21 protein-coding genes and 1 tRNA gene are annotated in these 20,331 nt (G+C 40.3%); 13 read left to right on the top strand and 9 right to left on the bottom strand.

Going from position 1 to position 20,331, the window contains the following annotated elements:
- The first annotated feature begins 245 nt into the window (after nucleotides 1-245).
- Entirely contained in the window at nucleotides 246-710 is a 465-nt protein-coding gene (gene tnpA / locus HMPREF1477_RS04325; protein WP_005375295.1) for an IS200/IS605 family transposase, read from the top strand.
- 145 nt (nucleotides 711-855) lie between these two features.
- Here the strand turns inward: tnpA and pyrE are convergent, their stop codons facing one another.
- Nucleotides 856-1,443 (bottom strand): orotate phosphoribosyltransferase, encoded by a 588-nt coding sequence (pyrE, locus tag HMPREF1477_RS04320; protein WP_009661023.1) that lies wholly within the window; start codon nucleotides 1,441-1,443, stop codon nucleotides 856-858.
- On the bottom strand, nucleotides 1,440-2,159 hold the full coding sequence (pyrF, locus tag HMPREF1477_RS04315) for an orotidine-5'-phosphate decarboxylase (protein WP_005375655.1): 720 nt from the start codon (nucleotides 2,157-2,159) through the stop codon (nucleotides 1,440-1,442). Before pyrF ends, pyrE begins: the two co-directional genes overlap by 4 nt.
- 227 nt (nucleotides 2,160-2,386) lie before the next feature.
- Here pyrF and HMPREF1477_RS04310 point away from each other — a divergent pair, with 227 nt between their 5' ends.
- The 4 genes from HMPREF1477_RS04310 (at nucleotide 2,387) to HMPREF1477_RS04295 (ending at nucleotide 5,512) form a co-directional block, all read left to right on the top strand.
- Nucleotides 2,387-3,016 carry a 3'-5' exonuclease gene (locus HMPREF1477_RS04310; protein ID WP_016475950.1) on the top strand — a complete coding sequence of 210 codons (630 nt, stop codon included), beginning with the start codon at nucleotides 2,387-2,389 and terminating at the stop codon, nucleotides 3,014-3,016.
- A 63-nt stretch (nucleotides 3,017-3,079) separates the two neighbouring features.
- On the top strand, nucleotides 3,080-3,742 hold the full coding sequence (deoC, locus tag HMPREF1477_RS04305; protein ID WP_016475949.1) for a deoxyribose-phosphate aldolase: 663 nt from the start codon (nucleotides 3,080-3,082) through the stop codon (nucleotides 3,740-3,742).
- A 53-nt stretch (nucleotides 3,743-3,795) separates the two neighbouring features.
- A complete protein-coding gene (locus HMPREF1477_RS04300) occupies nucleotides 3,796-5,097 on the top strand; it encodes a pyrimidine-nucleoside phosphorylase (protein ID WP_016475948.1) in 1,302 nt (433 codons plus the stop codon).
- Nucleotides 5,098-5,107: 10 nt separating this feature from the next.
- Nucleotides 5,108-5,512 (top strand): cytidine deaminase, encoded by a 405-nt coding sequence (locus HMPREF1477_RS04295; RefSeq protein WP_016475947.1) that lies wholly within the window; start codon nucleotides 5,108-5,110, stop codon nucleotides 5,510-5,512.
- Here HMPREF1477_RS04295 and HMPREF1477_RS04290 read toward each other — a convergent pair.
- Together HMPREF1477_RS04290 and HMPREF1477_RS04285 are read right to left on the bottom strand one after the other, a co-directional pair.
- Nucleotides 5,478-6,947, bottom strand: a complete 1,470-nt coding sequence (locus tag HMPREF1477_RS04290) for a glycosyltransferase family 39 protein (RefSeq protein ID WP_016475946.1) — start codon at nucleotides 6,945-6,947, stop codon at nucleotides 5,478-5,480. The two genes, HMPREF1477_RS04295 and HMPREF1477_RS04290, sit on opposite strands and share 35 nt — an antisense overlap.
- 4 nt (nucleotides 6,948-6,951) lie before the next feature.
- Nucleotides 6,952-7,587, bottom strand: a complete 636-nt coding sequence (locus HMPREF1477_RS04285; RefSeq protein ID WP_016475945.1) for a phosphatase PAP2 family protein — start codon at nucleotides 7,585-7,587, stop codon at nucleotides 6,952-6,954.
- Nucleotides 7,588-7,745: 158 nt separating this feature from the next.
- On the opposite strand from HMPREF1477_RS04285, the gene HMPREF1477_RS04280 reads away from it, so the two are divergent.
- Nucleotides 7,746-9,230, top strand: coding sequence for a HAMP domain-containing sensor histidine kinase (locus HMPREF1477_RS04280; RefSeq protein ID WP_016475944.1), 1,485 nt, complete (start codon nucleotides 7,746-7,748; stop codon nucleotides 9,228-9,230).
- Nucleotides 9,231-9,233: 3 nt separating this feature from the next.
- Nucleotides 9,234-9,956, top strand: a complete 723-nt coding sequence (locus HMPREF1477_RS04275; RefSeq protein WP_016475943.1) for a response regulator transcription factor — start codon at nucleotides 9,234-9,236, stop codon at nucleotides 9,954-9,956.
- A gap of 80 nt (nucleotides 9,957-10,036) precedes the next feature.
- Here the strand turns inward: HMPREF1477_RS04275 and HMPREF1477_RS04270 are convergent, their stop codons facing one another.
- Both HMPREF1477_RS04270 and HMPREF1477_RS04265 read right to left on the bottom strand, forming a co-directional pair.
- Nucleotides 10,037-10,858 carry a MetQ/NlpA family ABC transporter substrate-binding protein gene (locus tag HMPREF1477_RS04270; protein ID WP_009660992.1) on the bottom strand — a complete coding sequence of 274 codons (822 nt, stop codon included), beginning with the start codon at nucleotides 10,856-10,858 and terminating at the stop codon, nucleotides 10,037-10,039.
- A 237-nt stretch (nucleotides 10,859-11,095) separates the two neighbouring features.
- Nucleotides 11,096-11,992, bottom strand: coding sequence for a prenyltransferase (locus tag HMPREF1477_RS04265; protein WP_009661002.1), 897 nt, complete (start codon nucleotides 11,990-11,992; stop codon nucleotides 11,096-11,098).
- Between the two features lie 202 nt (nucleotides 11,993-12,194).
- Between HMPREF1477_RS04265 and HMPREF1477_RS04260 the strand changes: the two genes are divergently transcribed.
- The 4 genes from HMPREF1477_RS04260 (at nucleotide 12,195) to HMPREF1477_RS04245 (ending at nucleotide 15,659) form a co-directional block, all read left to right on the top strand.
- The gene (locus HMPREF1477_RS04260) at nucleotides 12,195-13,139 is read left to right on the top strand and encodes a hypothetical protein (protein ID WP_016475942.1); all 945 of its coding nucleotides are present in this window, start codon (nucleotides 12,195-12,197) and stop codon (nucleotides 13,137-13,139) included.
- On the top strand, nucleotides 13,139-13,963 hold the full coding sequence (locus HMPREF1477_RS04255; protein WP_016475941.1) for a hypothetical protein: 825 nt from the start codon (nucleotides 13,139-13,141) through the stop codon (nucleotides 13,961-13,963). Before HMPREF1477_RS04260 ends, HMPREF1477_RS04255 begins: the two co-directional genes overlap by 1 nt.
- Before the next feature lie 75 nt (nucleotides 13,964-14,038).
- Nucleotides 14,039-14,410: a RidA family protein gene (locus HMPREF1477_RS04250; RefSeq protein ID WP_005375663.1), complete on the top strand. Its 372-nt coding sequence runs from the start codon at nucleotides 14,039-14,041 to the stop codon at nucleotides 14,408-14,410.
- Nucleotide 14,411: 1 nt separating this feature from the next.
- Complete coding sequence (locus HMPREF1477_RS04245) at nucleotides 14,412-15,659, top strand: serine dehydratase subunit alpha family protein (RefSeq protein WP_016475940.1); 1,248 nt, start codon at nucleotides 14,412-14,414, stop codon at nucleotides 15,657-15,659.
- 86 nt (nucleotides 15,660-15,745) lie between these two features.
- On the opposite strand, the gene HMPREF1477_RS04240 is transcribed toward HMPREF1477_RS04245, so the two are convergent.
- The 3 genes from HMPREF1477_RS04240 to tadA form a co-directional block, all read right to left on the bottom strand.
- Entirely contained in the window at nucleotides 15,746-16,933 is a 1,188-nt protein-coding gene (locus HMPREF1477_RS04240) for an MFS transporter (RefSeq protein ID WP_016475939.1), read from the bottom strand.
- A 140-nt stretch (nucleotides 16,934-17,073) separates the two neighbouring features.
- A tRNA-Ser gene (locus HMPREF1477_RS04235) sits at nucleotides 17,074-17,164 on the bottom strand.
- Complete coding sequence (tadA, locus tag HMPREF1477_RS09545) at nucleotides 17,118-17,627, bottom strand: tRNA adenosine(34) deaminase TadA (RefSeq protein WP_100068639.1); 510 nt, start codon at nucleotides 17,625-17,627, stop codon at nucleotides 17,118-17,120. Before tadA ends, HMPREF1477_RS04235 begins: the two co-directional genes overlap by 47 nt.
- Before the next feature lie 144 nt (nucleotides 17,628-17,771).
- Between tadA and HMPREF1477_RS04230 the strand changes: the two genes are divergently transcribed.
- Nucleotides 17,772-18,398 (top strand): trimeric intracellular cation channel family protein, encoded by a 627-nt coding sequence (locus tag HMPREF1477_RS04230; protein ID WP_005375667.1) that lies wholly within the window; start codon nucleotides 17,772-17,774, stop codon nucleotides 18,396-18,398.
- Nucleotides 18,399-18,537: 139 nt separating this feature from the next.
- Nucleotides 18,538-20,331, top strand: coding sequence for a DUF4127 family protein (locus HMPREF1477_RS04225; RefSeq protein WP_016475937.1), 1,794 nt, complete (start codon nucleotides 18,538-18,540; stop codon nucleotides 20,329-20,331).

The raw sequence follows: 20,331 nt of genomic DNA, 5'->3' as shown, positions 1-20,331 counted from the left end.
CACTCTATGTGATACATTCGTATCAGAATCTCTCTCTTACACACAATAACTACACACAAACAAAAAGAGCTCCTCGGTGAAGGAGCTCTTTTTGTGTTGTTGTTGTACGCCGAATAGGCATGACTAAACCCCCAGTTAAACTGGGGGTCGGTAAAAAATTCTTAGAGAAAAGGAAAGAACCTCCTAGTGGTAAAATGAAGTTGGTCTGGCAACCACAACATTTCAACATAGGAGGTTCAATGTCAATGAATGACGTAAAAAGCTTATCACATAGTAAATGGAGATGTAAATATCATATTGTTTTTGCACCAAAGTATAGAAGGCAAATAATTTATGGACGGATAAAAGCTGATGTAGGTAAAATTTTAAGAGATTTATGTAATAGAAAAAATGTAGAGATTATAGAGGCAGAATGCTGTCCGGATCATATTCATATGTTAGTAACTATTCCACCACATTTAAGTGTATCAAGTTTTATGGGATATTTAAAAAGCAAAAGTAGCCTCATGATATTCGATAAACACGCAAATTTAAAATATAAGTATGGAAATAGACATTTCTGGTGTAGAGGATATTATGTGGATACAGTGGGAAGATACGAAGGAGCGATAAAAGAGTATATTCGCAATCAATTACAAGAAGATATAGCACAAGATACATTAAACTTTAAAGAATATACCGACCCGTTTACGGGTGAGCCGGTAAAATAGGCAAAATAAAAGCCCCCGAGTAGGGGGCAGCCAGTGGTAATAGAGTGGTTGTCAGATCATTCAAAGCCCTCTTTAGAGGGCCACCACTAGAGAAAGACCCTTATAGGGTCAGAGCAAACCACCCGTTCTACGGGTGGTTATGATTTTATTTAATGTGTTTAGAACCGCGTTCTGTCATAGCTACGCCATCTTTGCAAAGAGGGCATTCTTCAGGTTTGTATGTAGGAACTTCGAGGTTAAGCAATGCTTGTACTTTTTCTTTTGGTACACCGAATTCAGCTTTGCCGCCAGAACGGTTAACGAGAAGACCTACGCCTACGATTTCACCGCCGGATTGGTTAACTACGTTAACAACTTCTTGTACGGAACCGCCTGTAGTTACGATGTCTTCTACGATAAGTACGCGTGTACCTGGTTCGATTTTGAATCCACGACGCAATGTCATAACGCCTTTTTCACGTTCTGTAAAGATAGCGCGTGTGCCTAATTCTTTACCGACTTCGTGAGCTAATAAGATACCGCCAGTCATAGGTCCAATAACGAGTTCTACGTTTTGATCGCGGAAGCGTTCTGCCAATTCTTTGCACAATGTTTCAGTGTATTTTGGATGTTGTAACACGTTGAATTTTTCAACGTACATAGGGCTATGTAGGCCGGAAGTCAATAAGAAATGACCTTCTAAAATTGCTTGAGTATCGATAAGTAATTGTTTTACTTCTTGTTCTGACATCATTTGGATACACTCTCCATTTCTTCAATAATTAAACGTACCGCCTCTTGTGGGTGTTCAGCTTGCGTAATAGGTCGGCCAATAACGAGGCGAGATGCACCATCCTGTAATGCACTCGATGGTGTAGCAATGCGTTTCTGGTCATTTGTAGCTGCGAAGGATGGGCGAATACCTGGTGTAACGATAAGGAAATCAGGTCCACAGGCCTCGCGAATCATCTTAGCCTCTAAAGCGGAACATACAACACCGTCCATACCGGATTCTTTTGCTAGTTTAGCAAGGCGAATTACTTGGTCTGCAATTGGTAATTGACCGCCAATAGATGTCCAAGATTCGTCATCAAAGCTTGTTAATACGGTAATCGCTAATAGTTTTGGACGTTCGATGCCTAGTTTTTCAGCGCTTTCACGAGCAGCCTCAGCGGCAGCTTTCATCATTATAGGACCACCTTGACCATGAATGGTAATTAAATTGGCGCCTAAACGAGTAAGGGAAGATACGCCATGGGCCACCGTATTAGGAATATCATGTAATTTCAAATCGAGAAATACATGTTTGCCGTGCTCTTGCAAATAGCGAACCGTTTGGTCCCCTTCGGCGTAGAATAATTCCATGCCCACCTTATAGAAACTAACGGAGTCCCCGAGTGAGGACACGATAGATTTCATCGCATCCATTGTGGATACGTCGAGGGCGACGATTAATCTGTCATCTGCCATGTTATAACCTCCATAGTACTTATATATCTAAATAATTTTCACATAGAATAGGGCGTCCTGTCAATGAAAATCCGTTGTGAAAGTCGGCTTAAGAACTGCTTTTGTACATCGATTTTCTTCGCGTTCATGATATAATAATAGAGAAGTGAAGATGATTCCTAATACGAGTTGATATATGTATATCAGATGTATGTATATAATATTGTTGTAGCTAAGAAAGGATTGCCATGTTAGATTTTGTAGCATTGGATTTTGAAACAGCTAATAAATATAAAAATAGCGCCTGTTCCTTAGCGGTTATTACCGTTGAAAATGGGCAGATTACCAAAAAAGCGTATAGTCTTATTAAACCACCGTTTATGTCTTTTGACCCAGAATGCATTGAAATTCATGGAATTGAGCCTAAAGAAGTGTTGCATGAAAAGACATTTGATCAGTTATGGCCTGCTATCTATGAAAATCATTTGAAGGGAAAAATCATGATTGCCCACAATGCAAAATTCGATATGAATGTATTGCGAGCTACTCTTGATTACTATAAAATTCCTTGGCCAGAACTTGATTATGCATGTACTGTAAAAATTTCTCGCGCCGTATGGCCTGATTTGGTAAATCACAAATTGAATACAATGGCGGCGTACTTAGGCGTAGAATTTAAACATCACTATGCATTGGATGATGCTGAAACTTGTGCTAAGGTTGCCATCGAGGCAGCTCGTTTAAAAGGGGCAAACTCACTACCAGAACTGCTTTCAAAAACAGGCGTACCTCTTGAACCTTTCATCGATGAAAAAAATAAAGCGGCACAAGCAGAATTACATAAAGAACCAGAGCCAGAACAGATGTCATTTTTCTAAATGCGTGCTCGGTTACGATTGTAATGAATTCTGATAGTATACTAGATTGTTTGGGAGGTAGTCATGTTAGGTAAAGAATTATTAACCTATGTGGACCATACATTGTTAAGACCTATTGCGACATGGGACGAAATTAAGGTGATTTGTGAAGATGCATTAATCTATCATACGGCATCTGTATGTATTCCGCCTGATTTTGTAGCATCCGCTCGTAATGCGTATCCAGAATTGAATGTTTGTACCGTTATTGGATTTCCACTAGGCTATCAAACGACAGAAGCTAAGGTGGCAGAAACGAAGCAAGCCATTGCAGAAGGTGCATCAGAAGTGGATATGGTTATTAACTTAGGGGATGTTAAACAAGGTGATTTTCATGCCATAACCGAGGAAATTAAGGCCCTTAAAACCGTATGTGGTGATAAAATTTTAAAGGTTATCATCGAGGCCTGTTTCTTAACGACTGAAGAAAAGATTGAACTATGCCATTGTGTAACGGAAGGTGGCGCAGATTTTATCAAGACCTCGACTGGATTTGGTAGTGGTGGCGCTACATTAGAAGATGTGCAGCTATTTAAGAAGCACATTGGCCCTAATGTACGGATTAAGGCGGCTGGAGGCATTCGTTCCATTGCTGATATGAAATCCTATATTGCAGAAGGATGTAGTCGTATCGGGGCGAGTGCGGCCGTAGAGCTCCTAAAAAATCATTTGGACGAAGAAGTATAAAGAAAAACCACCTAGGCAGTGCTTAGGTGGTTTCTTAGAATGGTGGTGTAATTATGCGCATGTATGATATTATTTTGAAAAAACGAGCGAATTTGGCTCTCACAGATGATGAAATTCGTTTTGTCATCGATGGCTATGTGAACGGTATTATTCCTGACTATCAGGTGAGTGCGTTATTGATGACCATCGTATTTAATGGCATGAATGCTCGTGAACTCGGTACGTTGACACTCTCTATGGCTCAGTCTGGGCAGATGGTGAATTTATCATCCATTGATGGCATTACCGTAGATAAACATAGTACAGGCGGTGTAGGGGATAAGACGACACTTATCATCGCTCCTTTAGTGGCTGCTTGTGGTGGTAAGGTCGCAAAAATGTCTGGTAGAGGCCTAGGGCATACAGGGGGGACTATCGATAAAATGGAATCGATTCCTCATTTGAAAGTATCCTTAAGTCAAGAAGATTTTATCGCCCAAGTGAATAGAATAGGCATTGCTGTTATAGGTCAATCAGAAGGCTTGGCACCAGCCGATAAAAAACTTTACGCTTTGCGCGATGTAACGGGAACAGTGGACAGTATTCCTCTTATTGCTTCCTCCGTGATGAGCAAGAAATTGGCATCTGGTGCGCAAGCCATTCTACTAGATGTAAAGGTCGGCAGTGGAGCCTTTATGAAAACCATTGAAGAGGCCCGTTCCTTGGCTAAGGCTATGGTAGATATTGGACGTGAAAACGGTCGTTCCGTTAAGGCTGTTTTGACGGATATGGATCGGCCCCTTGGTCATGCCATAGGCAATGCCTTAGAAATTCGTGAGGTCATTGATACATTAAAAGGTCATGGCCCTGAGGACTTGACTCATGAATGTATTATCATGGCTGCTCACATGCTCGTTTTAAGCCACATCTGCGACTATGAAACCGCCCTAACTCGGGTGCGTGAGGCTCTCGATTCTGGCGCTGCACTCGAACGTTTACGCCTCATGATTGACGCTCAAGGTGGTAATAGCTCTGTGATTGATGATGAAAACCTACTCGCTATCGGTCAATATACATATGATGTGATTGCAACTCAGACCGGTTTTATTACGCATATGAATACGGAACAATGCGGTATTGCATCAGTCATGCTTGGTGCAGGACGCACCGTAAAAGATGGGCCTATTGATTATAGTGCAGGTATCGTGATGCACAAAAAAACGGGCGATACTATTACTACTGGTGAAAGTATAGCGACCTTGTATGCCTCTGATGAAAGCCTACTTGCTAATGCGGCTAAGGCCTATATAGAGGCGATTACAATTGGCGAAACAATGCCAAACATAGTGGATACCATCCTTGATATTGTAGAATGAGGAACAGTATATGATGGAATTAGAAATTCAGAATCTTATAAACCGTGCGATAGAAGCTCGTGAAAATGCTTATTGTCCATATTCACATTTCGCTGTTGGCGCTGCTTTATTATGCGAAGATGGCACCATTTACGAAGGATGTAACATAGAAAACGCATCCTATGGGCTTACCAATTGTGCGGAACGAACGGCTATTTTCAAAGCTGTATCTGAAGGCCATACAACATTTAAGGCCCTTGCCGTAGTTGCTGATACGGAAGGGCCTTGTGCTCCATGTGGTGCGTGTCGTCAGGTGATGGTGGAATTTAAGATTCCTCTTATTATTATGGGAAATTTGATGGGGGATATAAAAATAGTATCTATGGAGGAACTATTACCATTTAGCTTTTCGGAGAGCGATGTAATTGGTAAATAGATCCTTCTGAAGTGGAATAGAGTTTTGTCCAGTTGTTTTGATTGAGTGTAGATGGAAAACTATCGTCACCATAGATGAGTAGGTAGACGTCTTTATCTGTAGGAAGATTATTGACGGATATAAATGGCATAACCTCTTTGGCATTCCATGAAATTGTGTTTGGATTAGGGGCCACTTCATCTGGACCAATTAATTTATAGACTTCATGACCACTATAGTAGGTAGGTGAAACGCGATATCTGCCACTGCCTTGTACAACGAGAGCATCTTGGCTTATTGATTGACCAATATAGTTACTAATAGTTGGACTAGATGCCATATCCATTTGTGGTATAGCAATCGTAAAGGCCAGTGTAATATAGGCAATGCTTGTAACCAGTGCAGTTTTACATATGAATGAAGCTCGCTTATGGCACATGATAGCCATTAATATAGCTAGTGGTGTTAGCGCAGGGAATGTATAGGTGGAGTACTTGGTTGCCATACATGAGAAGAAAAGGATTATTGTGCCAGCCCAGACTGCTAAAAAAGTATGAAAGGGAACGTTCGTAAACCAATTTCTTCGGTTTGTATATACTAGTTTTGGCAGTAAAATGGACCAAGGCAATAAAGCGATTATAGTAATAGGAATATAATAGTACCAAACATTAAATTTAGGATGCTCTGATACTGTGGCGCGTAACCAATTATGGACGCCAAAAAAGACATTAACAAAGTCACTTCCATGTGTTGCGTACATATAGTAATACCAACTACCACCAAGAGTTAGAAGGATGAATAGACCTGGTATGAGCTGGAGGCTTAATAACTCGCGAAGATCTTTGCGAATGATTAAATATATGAGTATGATGAGCCCTGGTAATAAGAATCCGATAGGTCCTTTTGTTAATACTGCGATAGCTGATGCAGTATAAGCTGATAGATAATAGAACTTATAGTTTTTGTTGTGCTCCTTATGACGAGTATAGCCCATATAGAAACTCATCAATGTAGCGTTAAAGAATAAACCTAGTGTCATATCTGTTATAACTGCTTTAGCGATAATCCAATATTCAGCTGATATAGATACGATAATAGCACTAAGAATAGCGATGATATGGCTGCTTTGTGCTTTTACAAAGCGGTATACTAGGAAAACATTACAAAGTGCTAATAGACTAGAGAAGAAACGAGCCCCAAAATTTGAAATGCCAAAGAGTTTAAAGCCTACAATGAGTTCCCAGTAATAAAATATTGGTTTATCATACCAATAATGTCCAAAAATCTGTGGAGATAAATAGTTGTGATTGAGTACCATCTCCTTAGCAGTTAAGGCATAATTGGTTTCTACAGGATCTGTAATGCTGAGCCAAGTATTGCCAATAAAATAGACAATAGAGGATAAAAGAAGAACTATAAAAATATGATAGTCCTTATTTTTTAACATATATTTCATCGATTTATCCCCTTATATTAAATTGGTTAGTCACTGGTGTTTTTGATTTTTTTATAAGTTGCACACATTGTTTTATATTTACAAGTAAACGGAAAATATTATATTTAGGGTGATGTAACATCTTATCAATAATCGAAGAAATATAGTTTTGAGAAATTTTAAATAATAAGTAGGTAATGAGTATCCCCATGATGATATCAAGTGGGTAATGGTGCCCTACAAATACCTTTGCAAATCCTGTTACGATAGTGCCTGTTAGTAGTATTGATCCCAATCTTTTATAAGTGGCAAAAATCGGTAATGCAATAGCTGTCATAGCCATTGCATGAGTGCTAGGAAAACTAGAGTCAGCAGCGTGAGGAATTAGAAGATGTACTGTATGTGCAATAAAAGGTCTAGGTTCCTGAACTATGAATCCGATAATACTGTGAGTGATTAATATAATACCTAGAAATACTACGGTATGTATGCTTGTTTTTAAAAGTGTTTTGTCCTTGTAATAGATTCCAAGTCCTAATAATAGAAGAAGTAATGCAGCGAAGCAACCTGCCAGATATTTAACGATCAATATCATGGATATATCTAGCCAAGTGTAGGTGCCTGCGAGGTTATTAATGAGTTGAAATAATTCGTAATTCATATATATCTCCTTTTTTAGTGATGACTTAACTGTATGAGTACATCATAAAGGGTAAATATTACGAAATTATAACGACTGGATTACGTATTGAAAAAGATTAGTTTTCTATCATGACTGCTAGGATATGACCTTGTATAATAAATGAAAAGGAGGTTGCTATGTTATTTAATTGGTTTAACCATTTAGGTGTACAGAAAAAGATGATAATTAGCAACTTATTAATTATCATTGTACCCTTTGTAGTACTAATAACTTCTTTGGCTATGGTATGGGGTGTTATTCGCTATACAAATCCAGTTGCCCACCGCCAATGGATGATGCTCGCACCTAGTACGATTCAGTCACAAGTATTTCAATTAGGACTTGAGCAAATCAATAAAAAACTTTCGACGGAATCCACATCTATAAGTGATATCTTAGATAGTAGCGCCATATTAGAAGCACAGGGTTTAAATATAGTTATTCTTGAAGATAATCAGGTGGCCTATTCTACATCAGGTTTAGATGTAGATGGTCTATTGAAGAACTTTGATAGTACGATAAATTTATCAGAACCTGTTCATTATTTGAACTGGCAGGGCAATCAATTTACCTATGTGAATTCGTATGGAACAGGACTCACAATTTATGGATATGGGCAAATTCCATTTATGGCCAAGAGCATGGGGCCAGAGTCGATGGATAAGAAACTCGTCGAGGGCGCATTTGGCTTTGGTATCGTAGTGATGTTGGCTATTATTGTTGGCATAGGCATCTATATATCTAATCGCTTAGCACGATATATTTTGCGACCTGTGAAAGATTTGAAAGCAGCAGCTGACAATCTTAAGGATGGTATAGATCCTAAAATTATTACGGTCAGAACATATGATGAACTAGGGGATACTTGCGAGGCTTTCAATAATATGCAATCCACTCTGCTGAAAGCCCGAGAAGAACAGGCTGTTTATGAAGAGCGGAGACGGGAAATGATTGCTGGCATTTGTCACGATATTTCTACACCGCTTACCTCTGTAAAAGGGTATGCTAGCGGCATACTTGAAGGGGTTGCTAATACAGAGGAAAAACGAGCTAAATATGTACAGCGAATCTATGATATGGCAGGACGTATTGAACATTTAGTTACCATGTTATCTGATTTCTCTAAGCTAGAATTAAAACAAATTCATTATGATCGTCATATCTATGTATTAGATGATTTACTGCATGAATATGTCGTCAGTCGTCAGCTTGATGAACACGAACATATACATTTATATGAAACATATGATGCCGGTGATGACATGATTTCCATTGATCGGGAGCAGTTTTACCGCGTTTTAGATAATCTTGTGTCTAATAGCTTGAAATATAGGCGTAGTGAGTCTGTAGTAATTAATATAGCAACGACTAAAACGACTGATGGTTATAGATTAAGATTCTCTGATGATGGGCGAGGCGTATCTACAGAGGAGCTACACCGTTTGTTTGATATCTTTTTCCGCACTGATGAGGCGCGTACGGAAGTGGCCAATGGCAATGGCATAGGTCTAGCCATTGTAAAACAAATTGTTGAAGATATGAATGGTGTTATTTACGCTGAACATAATGAAAGCGGTACTGGATTATCTATTGTGATGGAATTTCCTCGCATAAAGGAGTAAGGTATGGGTAAAGTTTTGATTATTGAAGATGATATGGGCATCTATGAACTTGAACGTGATTATTTGGAAATTGAAGGCTTTGAAGTCGATATTGAAACAAATGGTATAGATGGCTTGAATAGGGCACTTAATAATGAGTATGACCTTATACTACTTGATATTATGATTCCTAAAAAGGATGGATTTGCTGTTTGTCGTGATATTCGTAAAGAAAAAGAAATTCCCATTATCATGGTTAGTGCTAAGCGAGAAGATATTGATAAGATACGAGGCTTAGGACTGGGTGCTGATGATTATATGATAAAACCCTTTAGCCCTGCTGAACTTGTAGCTCGTGTTAAATCCCATATTCAACGCTATAATAGAATACGCAATAGCTTGAATCTTATAGTGGACGTTGTTGATCCCAAAATCAGTGCAGGAAATTTAGAAATTATGCTAAATTCACATCAAGTGTTTTTAGGTGGATCTGAGGTAAATTTAACACCGCGCGAATACGATATTTTAGTACTTCTTGCATCGACTCCTAACCGTGTGTTCACAAAAGAAGAGGTTTTTGAACGTATTTGGGGTATTGATTCATTAGGTGAGACATCTACTGTCATGGTTCATATCAATAGATTAAGGGCCAAAATTGACAAACAATTCCAAGAAGAGGAATATATTGATACCGTTTGGGGTGTAGGCTATCGTTTTCATAAATGGGATAACTACAAAAAAATATAGTCGTAAACAATCTTTGTGTAAGATTATAAGAAAAAGGCTGGAGCACGTGGCTCCAGCCTTTTAGCATAAGATAATGACCATTAGAATGCAGGAACAATTGCACCTTGGTATTTATCTTGAATGAATTTTTTGATTTCAGGGCTATGAAGAGCTTCCATCAATTTCTTGATGCGAGGGTCATTTTCATTGCCTTTAAGAACAGTTACGACGTTTACGTAAGGGGAATCGTTGGATTCGATGAACAATGCATCTTTACCAGGGTTAAGACCTGCATTTAATGCAAAGTTAGTGTTGATAGCTGCTAGTGCAACATCGTCGATGGAACGAGGCACTTGAGCTGCTTCTAATTCTACGAATTGGTAACCATTAGGGTTAGAAGCGATATCTTGTACAGTGGATAAGATATTGTTAGAGTCTTTCAATGTGATAAGACCAGCTTTTTGTAATAACATTAATGCACGACCACCATTTGTAGGGTCATTAGGAATAGCGATTTTTGCACCTTTAGGAAGGTCTTTTAAATCTTTGATTTGACGGGAATATAAGCCCATTGGTTCGAGATGAACACCACCAGCAGATACTAGAGGAAGGTTATGTGCTTTTGCAAATTCTTCCATGTATGGTACATGTTGGAAGAAGTTAGCGTCGATTTCTTTATCGCCTAATGCAAGGTTAGGTGTGTTATAATCAGTGAATTCTGTGATTTGTAAATCGATGTTATCTTTTGCCAAGATGGGTTTTACTTGTTCTAAGATTTCCGCATGTGGTACTGCAGTAGCACCAATTTTTAATACTTGTTTGTCACCGCTGTTAGCCGCTTTGTTATTATCGCTGCCGCAACCTGCGATTAATAGCGCACCGCCGAGAACGACTGTAGCCGCTAATGCTAAAAATTTGTTCATACAAACACTCTCCTTTTCGAGAAAATTAAATGTAATTCGATAAGCTTATAGTACTAAATTATTTCCTATTCCGCAACTATGTATTATTAGAGGTTATCCATAACTAAAAGTTATAGGGCTCATTATACGTAAATGTAAAAGATAAGCCACCCTAAATAACTCCACCGGCCGGGTCTGACTCCGGCCTTCGGCCTTCGCAGGGCCAAAGTCGTAATTTAGGATGGCTTATCTTCTTTTTTACTTACCTATAATGAGCCCTATACTTAATAGTAATTGGTACAACATGGCGGCACCAGCAGTGGTACCCATGGCTTTATCTAGTTTGATTTCATCTACATGGGTATAGAATATGTTAATGGTTTTAAATGCTGGGATAATGGCTATTAATGCGAGTAATGCTGGAATAGGGAGGACTTTCAAATAGATCCATGCACCAATCCAGATGAAGTTAAAGATATAAGTGATGCTCATAAGGCTGATGGCACGGTCGCGGCCTAATACAATTGGTAATGTACGACGGCCGTGTTTTTCATCGTTTCGAATATCTCGAATGTTGTTGGTGAGCATGATGGATCCAACTAATAGGGTAGCCGGTAGTGCAGGGATTAGGAATGCTAGTGAAAGTTCACGCGTCCACGCAAAGCCTGTAATGAGGACAATAGCAAAACCCATGGCGATACCGGATGAGATTTCCCCAAATGGTGTGCGAGAAATTGGCTTTGGGCCACCTGAATACAAAAAACTAATTAAAATACAGATGATGCCGGCCGGAATGTACCACCATGTAATGGTGGCTGATAGGTATAGGCCGATGATGATAGGTACAATCATAAGAACCTTAATCATAGTGGAGATGAGCTTTGGCGTCACTGCACCACGGGTAAGGGAACCAGCATTACCTATTTTTTGCCCCGCATCAAGACCAGATTTAAAATCTTTCAATTCATTCCATAAATTAGCGATGATTTGAGCCGATACGACGGCTAAAAATATAAGAATTGTATGGAATATGGCGAGTCCTGTGCCATGAAGTGCACCGAAGGTATAATAACTAAATGCAGCACCTAAGATGGTTGGCCCTAATGCAGCAGCCAATGTGCGAGGTCTAGTGAGAGGAATTAATTCTTGTATCATAATGGTGTGGCGAAATGCCAACTCCTTTCTGTTAGAAATACGTTTTCTTATCTTTAAGTATTGTATAGTACATTAGGAGAAATGTAAATTTGGTGTCCCTATCATGTTAGTACAATTATATAGTATAATATTATATGTATATTTAAAATTCTTAATTTAACTTACTGATATAATTCAATTCATATATTCATGAGGTGAGACTATGAAAACGTGGAGTAAGAAGGTAATGACACTAGCTTGCGCGACCTGCTTAACGGTAGGTATGGCGGCTGTAGCTTGTGCCGATACAATTGATTTAGGCTATGGTCAGTATGCTACCACTAATAATGGTGTACACGCGGTAGCTGTAGATGCGATTCCTACAAATCCTACTTTCAGAACGATGGAACAAAATAAGACTCTTCAAAAGGCTAATGAACGAGCTGCACAATCTATGAACGACCGCATAAAAACATCCTACCCAATGGTAAAAGAAGAGTTTAAAGGTACTGCTCTAGATGGATATAGTTTGTATCAATTATCTGGGGATAGTACATTAGGTCATCATACAGGTTGGTTGCTTACATACAATGTAAATAAAGAGGCGATTAATTATCTCGATCGTACAGCTACTCAAATTGTTAACGCAGCAATGGCTGATAAACAAGTGAAAGCACAATCAGTTAGCGAGCCTTACACAAAATCTAATGCAGAGAAGTTTATTTCAAAAATGGCCACAGTTACACTTGACCGCAAGATGTTAGAGCCACAAATAGCAAATTTAAATGCGACTATGCATCGCGACATGATTAAAACAATACAACAAAGTGCTATGCAAGATGCGTCGTTGTCGCAAAAGAATAGACAAAGTGTGCAAGAGGGCGTAGATCTGTTTAAGAGAGTCATCCCTAACTTTACAATGGGCGCTACAGAAATATCATTTAAACCATATACATCTAAGTTTGGTGCTATGGCCGGTATGAGTGTGCGCGGCAGCTTAAAATATGATGGCTTTGTATTGCCTGGTAGCTTAACTATGTATGCAATGCCACAAAACGATGGGCTTACAGTACAAATCTTGGCTACCGAAGATACGAGCCGAGACTACTGGTCAGGACAATTAGAATCCATGTATGGATTGAAAACCCTAAAGGGAGGCAATAAATAATGAAACCATTAAAAACTCTTGTGCTAGCAGCTTGTTTAGTTGGTGCTGTGACTAGTTTTGCTGGTGCAAAAGATGTAAAAACCATAGCAGGATCCATGTCTGTTCCGAATACAGTTACGGTAGCAACTGCATCTACTACAGATTCTGTGGACATTATAAAGGATTTGCTTATCAAGGATAATGCAAAACCAACTACGAATAAACGGACCCGTCAAAGTAATGAGGATGCATTATCTGCGCTTAACTATATGGGCGTTTCCTATGATGTATATCAATTACAAGGGGAAGATAAAACTGGCCAAAAGGACGCTTTGTTAGTGGCCGTAGATTTGAAAACAGCAGCCAATGCACTGTTTGATAACCCTAAGGCTAATGCGTCTGTCCTTCCTGTATTAGCCATACTCAATAATGGTGAGTTGGATCCGATTACAGAACAACTCATGTTGACTACGGTTAATAATCTGTTGCCAAAAGAATCTAAAACATTTACATTGCCAGATAAGAACGTACCCGGTTCCATCTATGTAAGTGCTGGTACAGGTTACAGTGCTGCCTTTGGTGTAGTTGGTGAAAGCCAAAAACCTACTACCATTACTGTAGAAAACACGGAACAAATGGAGAAAATGAATAATACAAAGTATCAAACATATACGGTAGGTTCTCGCGTATTAGTTGATGCGGAAGGTATCAAATTCCCATATTATGCAAAAGCGGCACTCGTAATGAATCCACAAAAGCCTACATTGTTCTTGGCATTGACTAGTGATGTACAACGTCAATATTTTATGCCAATCTTTGCAGATGCTTTCAAATCTATTAAATAAAATATATTGAAAAACATCGATATTAATGTATAATAATTTCTATATGATGTATGTATTGTAAAAAGGAGTCCTATTATGAAAACAATTCACACAGATAAAGCGCCTGCAGCAGTAGGTCCCTATTCCCAAGCTAAAGTAGCTGGCGGTTTCTTGTTCGCTTCTGGTCAGGTAGCGATTAACCCTGCTACAGGTTCCGTAGTTGAAGGCGGTATTGAAGCACAAACTGAACAAGTATGCAAAAATATTGAAGCTGTATTAGCCGAAGCAGGTTCTGATTTCTCCAAGGTTATCAAAACAACATGCTTCTTAGCTGATATCAATGACTTCAAACCTTTCAACGAAGTATATGCAAAATATTTTACATCTAAACCAGCTCGTTCTTGCGTGGCTGTAAAAGATCTTCCATTGGGCGTTGCAGTAGAAGTGGAAATCATCGCGGAAGTATAATATGGATTATATTTCAGTATTACAAAAAGAAATGCGACCTGCCTTTGGCTGTACAGAGCCAATTGCGCTTGCCTATGCAGCAGCCAAGGCCGCATCCGTATTGGATGAGTTTCCCAACCACATTCATGCGCGATGCAGTGCCAATATCATTAAAAACGTAAAATCAGTGGTCATTCCGAACTCTGGAGGCCGCAAAGGCTTAGCTGCGGCTACCGTGCTCGGCGCCATCGTAGGCCATCCAGAACGAGAACTAGAGGTGTTAGAAGCGGCTACCGATGAAAATCGTAAGTGGTTAGGTACCTTATTAAAGGCTAACTTTTGCACTGTAGAACTAGCAGAAGGCGTTGATAATCTCTACATTGAAATTACGGCCACAACCGATGAACATACGGCAGTGGTACGCATTGAAAATGCACATACTAATATTACCTATGTGTCCGTAGATGGAAACGTGATTTCTGAAACCATTAATGAAATTAAAGAGGCTGAAAGTAGTACTTGTCCGATGACATTCGATAGTATCTACGAATTTACAAAAGCTGGTGACATTTCCGGTATCTTACCTAGCATTAAGCAGCAGGTAGAATATAATACGGCCATTTCGAATGAAGGGTTATCCAATGATTATGGTGCCAATATTGGTCGATTGTTATTGCTTGATGATGAAACCCCATCTCTAGAAACAAAGTGCAAGGCTCGTGCCGCAGCAGGATCCGATGCACGCATGAGTGGGTGCCCGTTGCCTGTAGTTATTTGCTCCGGCTCTGGAAACCAAGGATTGACCGTATCTATGCCTATCATTACAACCGCGGAGGAGCTTGGCAAAACCGATGAGGAACTGTACCGAGCTCTTGTGTTTGCCAATTTGTTAACGCTTTACGTTAAATCTGGTATTGGTAAACTATCCGCATATTGTGGTGTTGTATCGGCTGGCATTGTAAGTGTAGCTGGTATTGCCTTTTTGAAAGGCGATAGCAAAGATATTATCGAAGATACACTCGTAAATGGTCTTGTTAGCCTATCCGGTATCGTATGTGATGGGGCGAAACCATCTTGTGCCGGTAAAATTGCTATCTCCTTAGATGGAGCTTTCATGGGCTATAAACAAGCTCGCCTTAACAAGAGTTATCAAAAGGGTGATGGCCTTGTAGCCCACTCCGTTGATGATACGATTAAAAGTATTGGTGTCGTAGCACAAGGCATGAAAGAAACTGACGTAGTTATTTTGAATGAAATGTTGAAGCATTAATTGGCTCTATATATGGAGTATATTTTGTTCTAGAAACAAGAAAACAGCGTTATGATCGGTTTGGTCATAACGCTGTTTTTCTAATGTTATTGTAATTTTTTAGGATCCTTTAGTAGCAATGATGCGATCAGTCCAACAATAAGGAATGGAACTAGTGTCATCATGGCTGCTGGTAGGGAATAGGTATCTGCTAAATTCCCTACAATCGGTGCGATGATGCCGCCGATTGTTTGGCTTACGCCAAGGGTGATGCCTGATGCAAATCCGATGCTCTTAGCTAGATAAGTTTGGCCCAGTACAATAACAGGGCTATAACTGATGGCCTTTGCAGCACCAATCATGAGCAAAATCAGATAGGCGAGTGGCATCATAATCGTTACAGAAAACTCAGGGACTTGTGTTAATAGGAACATGGATGGCAACCAAATCAACAGAGATAATCTAATGATTTTGATAGGACCGTATTTATCGCCCAATAAGCCACCGATGTAGGTCATAAAGATGCCGATGCTAAAGAATACGGTTAATGCAAAACTACCTTGTTCGGGGCTCGTGCCGAGTTCATGAGTCCAGAATACAGGGATAAATGCATTAATTACGCGGAAATTAACCGATTGGCTTAGAATAATGATGAACAATATGCCAAAATATTTCCAATAATTTTTCAGTGGCTGAGCCGCAACTGTTGGATTTTCGGTGGCTACGGCTTGGTCGATAGTTTGGGCATGAGCTACGATACGTGGCATGAGCAAGAATAGAACGGTAGATATAATAATACCGGCTACGGTGAAAGCTGCTAGGCCATGTGCACCTACTGTATAGGCGATAGTGCCAGCAAATAGAGGACCAAAGGCGAAGCCTGAACTACCGCCGATGGCGAAGGTTCCCATTGCTTTGCCTTTCTTGCCACCTCCGAGGCGGTTCATAATTTTTGCCCCTTCAGGATGGAAAATGGAAGAACCTACACCGGCTAGTGTGGCACATACAAGGAGACTTTCATAAGACGAAACAAAACCCATCATCCCCGTACTACATGCGGATAATAACGTGCCTGCTGCAATGAGTCGTGGCTGATTGAGCTTGTCTGAAATATACCCTAGCAATGGCTGTAGCAATGACGATAATGCCGTGTTCGCTAAGATAAGAAAACCTGCTTGCTCCAAGGACAGTCCATACGTATAGATAAACAGCGGCAATAATGCGGGTAATACACTTTGGCATGAGTCATTAATCATGTGACTCAGCGTGATGAGATAAGGATAATACTTTTGCATAGTAAACCTCGTTGATTGATGATGTAATATATAATATATTTATATTATATACTATATGTATACAAATAAAACCTAGATAACATCTGTATTATGTGTATCTAGGTTTATCTATTATATCTCTATCATTATCATTTTAAATATGGCAGAGGAGGAGGGATTTGAACCCCCGCGCCGGTTGCCCGACCTACCGCATTTCGAGTGCGGACCCTTCAGCCTCTTGGGTACTCCTCCGTGCTTTACGACGCTCTTTAAAGAAATCTTTCATCAATTGGCTACATTCATCAGCGAGGATGCCTGCTTGCAATTGTGGCTCATGGTTCAATCCCGGGTGGGATAGCACATTAAACAGTGATTCTACGGCGCCTCCTTTGTAGTCGCTAGCACCATATACAACGCGATCAATACGGCTGTTAATAATGGCCCCTGCGCACATAGGACACGGCTCTATCGTAACATACAGGGTGCATCCAGTCAACCGCCAGCGCTTTAGGCTATTACAGGCCTCACGGATGACGAGAACCTCGGCGTGAGCTGTTGCATCATGATCCAGTTCACGGCGGTTATGATGACGTGAAATGACTTGATTATTGTGGACCAAAATGGCGCCAATAGGAATTTCGCCAAGGGCATACGCTTTTTTGCCTTCTTCGATGGCAAGGCTCATAAAGTATTCGTCACGACTGCGCTCGTCCATTGTATTAAGTTCGGTTGAATCCATTAGGTCTTTTGTCATTATTGCACCTCTTAATGTATAATATCTTACATAGAGTCTATCATATTTTATCGTATTTTTGCGAATAGATTTAATCGTTGTGTCAGTTGCTTGTGTGAGGCTAGTATGGATATTATTTGGTATATGTTTGACATGATCGGCACCGTCGCATTTGCCGTCTCTGGAGCACTTGTGGGTGTGTCCCGTAAAATGGATATTTTTGGCATGGCCGTGCTCGCGCTTGCTACCGCTATTGGGGGCGGTGTGATTCGTGATGTACTGTTAGGCTATTTCCCGCCCAATTCACTTCGTAATGTAGTGTACGTTACGGTCGTCCTCGCAGTGACCTTTATTGTATTTGTCATTTATAACAGTCGTTATCATCGCAACATAATGGGACCTCGTAGTAGGGCTAGTTATTTATTTGCCGATGCTCTTGGCTTAGCATCCTTTACCGTTACGGGTGCCTCTGCAGGGTATACACTATATCCGGACTTGCCTATATTCATCGTATTGCTTGGTACGATTACCGCTGTAGGTGGTGGCATTCTGCGCGATATGTTAGCGCAGCGCGTGCCTTCCGTACTGAAAGAAGACGTATATGCGTTGCCTAGTATTATTGGCGGTATAGCGTATTATCTACTGGTAATTAGCGATTGGGCAGGGCAAGCCGTATATGGGGCTTTCACCATTGTGCTTGTTATTCGTCTACTAGCTATAAAATATCACTGGAGCCTACCTCGTGTCAGATAATAATCGGTTTTATGCGATATATTTGCCAAATTATGACTAAGTGATATAATTGTAATATTAGTTATTTTTTTATGATTGTATCCCTTACAACAGTTGTGAAATGGTACGCACAAGCGTGCTTGATAAAGGAGTTTAACCTATGTCTAAAAAATGGTTGAAAGTAGCGTTAATGGTTACGGCTATTGCTACGGGTACATCCATTCAAGTTGATGCGGAAACTGTGTTATATGTTCCGCAAGATGATCGTCCAGTAAGCCTACAATATACAGTTGATACTGCAAAGGCAGCGGGAATGACGGTGTTAACACCACCACAAAATTTGATTTCCGGTAAAACCTACAAAGGGCAAGCCGATCAAATCTGGAATTGGGTAGAGCAAAATGCGGGCCGTGCCGATGTTATGGTATTGAGTACAGATACCTTAATCTATGGCGGCCTTGTGGATTCTCGTAAACATAATTTGCCATTGAGCACATTGGAAAATCGTTTAAAACGCATCGAAGCGCTTAAGGCAAACCATAAAAATATACGCATTTATGGTTTTGGTACCGTCATGCGTTCCCCACGCGCTAGTGGGGGTGGTACAGAACCATCCTACTATGCAGATTATGGTCCAACCATATTCCAAATTGCTGCGCTACAAGATAAATTGGATGCAGGCACATTGACACAAGCGGAAACACAAAAATTGATGACCTTGCAAGCCTCTGTCCCTGTAGAATATCTACAAGACTGGTTCTCTCGCCGTCAAAAAAATATGCAAGTGAATAAAGACTTGATCGATGAAGCGCGTAATGGTGTCTTTGCATACTTTGCATTAGGCCATGATGATACGTCTCAATTGTCTCAATCCGCATTGGAAGGACGCTATTTAAATCAATATTCCAAGGGCATTCCACGTACACAATATGGCAGCTTCCCTGGGGCAGATCAACTCGGTTTATTGTTGATGGCTCGTTCTCGTACCGATGAAAGTGCGGAAAAACCTACGTTCTCCGTTATCTATCCACTTGGTGGTGCCGGCAAAACATTGCCAGGTTACGAAGACCAAACCGTTGATAAAACGATTGCGGAACACGTAGAAGCCGTTGGTGGTACGATGACAACTGCAGGTAAACCAACTGTTCTTCTCGCTGTTAATACACCGCTTTCTACGAGTACATCCGAATCTGAAACCTTTGGTAACTTCCCAATGATTTCTCAAGCTACGACTGCCTTTGTAGATCGTATTCAACAAGCTACGGAACAAGGTGTAAACGTGAGCATTGCGGATATTGCCTATAACAATGGCTCCGATAATACCTTGTTAGGTGCTTTATATAAACGCGATTTACTCTATAAAATCGGCGCTTACAATGGCTGGAATACAGCAAGTAATACGGTAGGCTATGCGATTGCACAAGGCTTATTGCTACAAACTATGTCCCCAGAAGGGCATCGCGATATGTTGACCCAACAATACTTAGATAACTGGGCATACCAAGCGAATATCCGCAAGGATATTTATCGTATGCAAGATTCCATTCGTACCGACAATGTACGCTACTCTGGTGATTTGAATTCAAAATTAGAAGAGTATTTACAAGAACGTGTACAAGATTTCAGTGAAACTTATTTGAAGGTAGACCCTCGTACAGTTAAGGCTACATTCCCATGGGGCCGTTTGTTTGAAACGGATATTACTGTTTATGATAAACCAGTAGTACCTCTTCAAAAAGAAATTCGTATGCAACGGGAAGCAGAAGCGAAGAGACAAGCTGAAGCTGCAGCAGCTGCTGCGGCTGCACAAGCCAATGGCCAAGCACAAGCCGCTCCAGCTGTGCCAACTACAACAACTCAAGCTGCACCAGCTGCAACTTCGACAACGGTAGTACATCAAGCATCGACTTCACCGCGCATCGTTCCAACACCGGCCGCTGTGCCTCAACAATAA

The sequence above is a fragment of the Veillonella sp. HPA0037 genome (assembly GCF_000411535.1).
Taxonomy (GTDB): Bacteria; Bacillota; Negativicutes; order Veillonellales; family Veillonellaceae; genus Veillonella; species Veillonella atypica.
The sequence above is the reverse complement of the archived record's forward strand: the minus strand, read 5'-3'. Positions and strand labels throughout refer to the sequence as shown.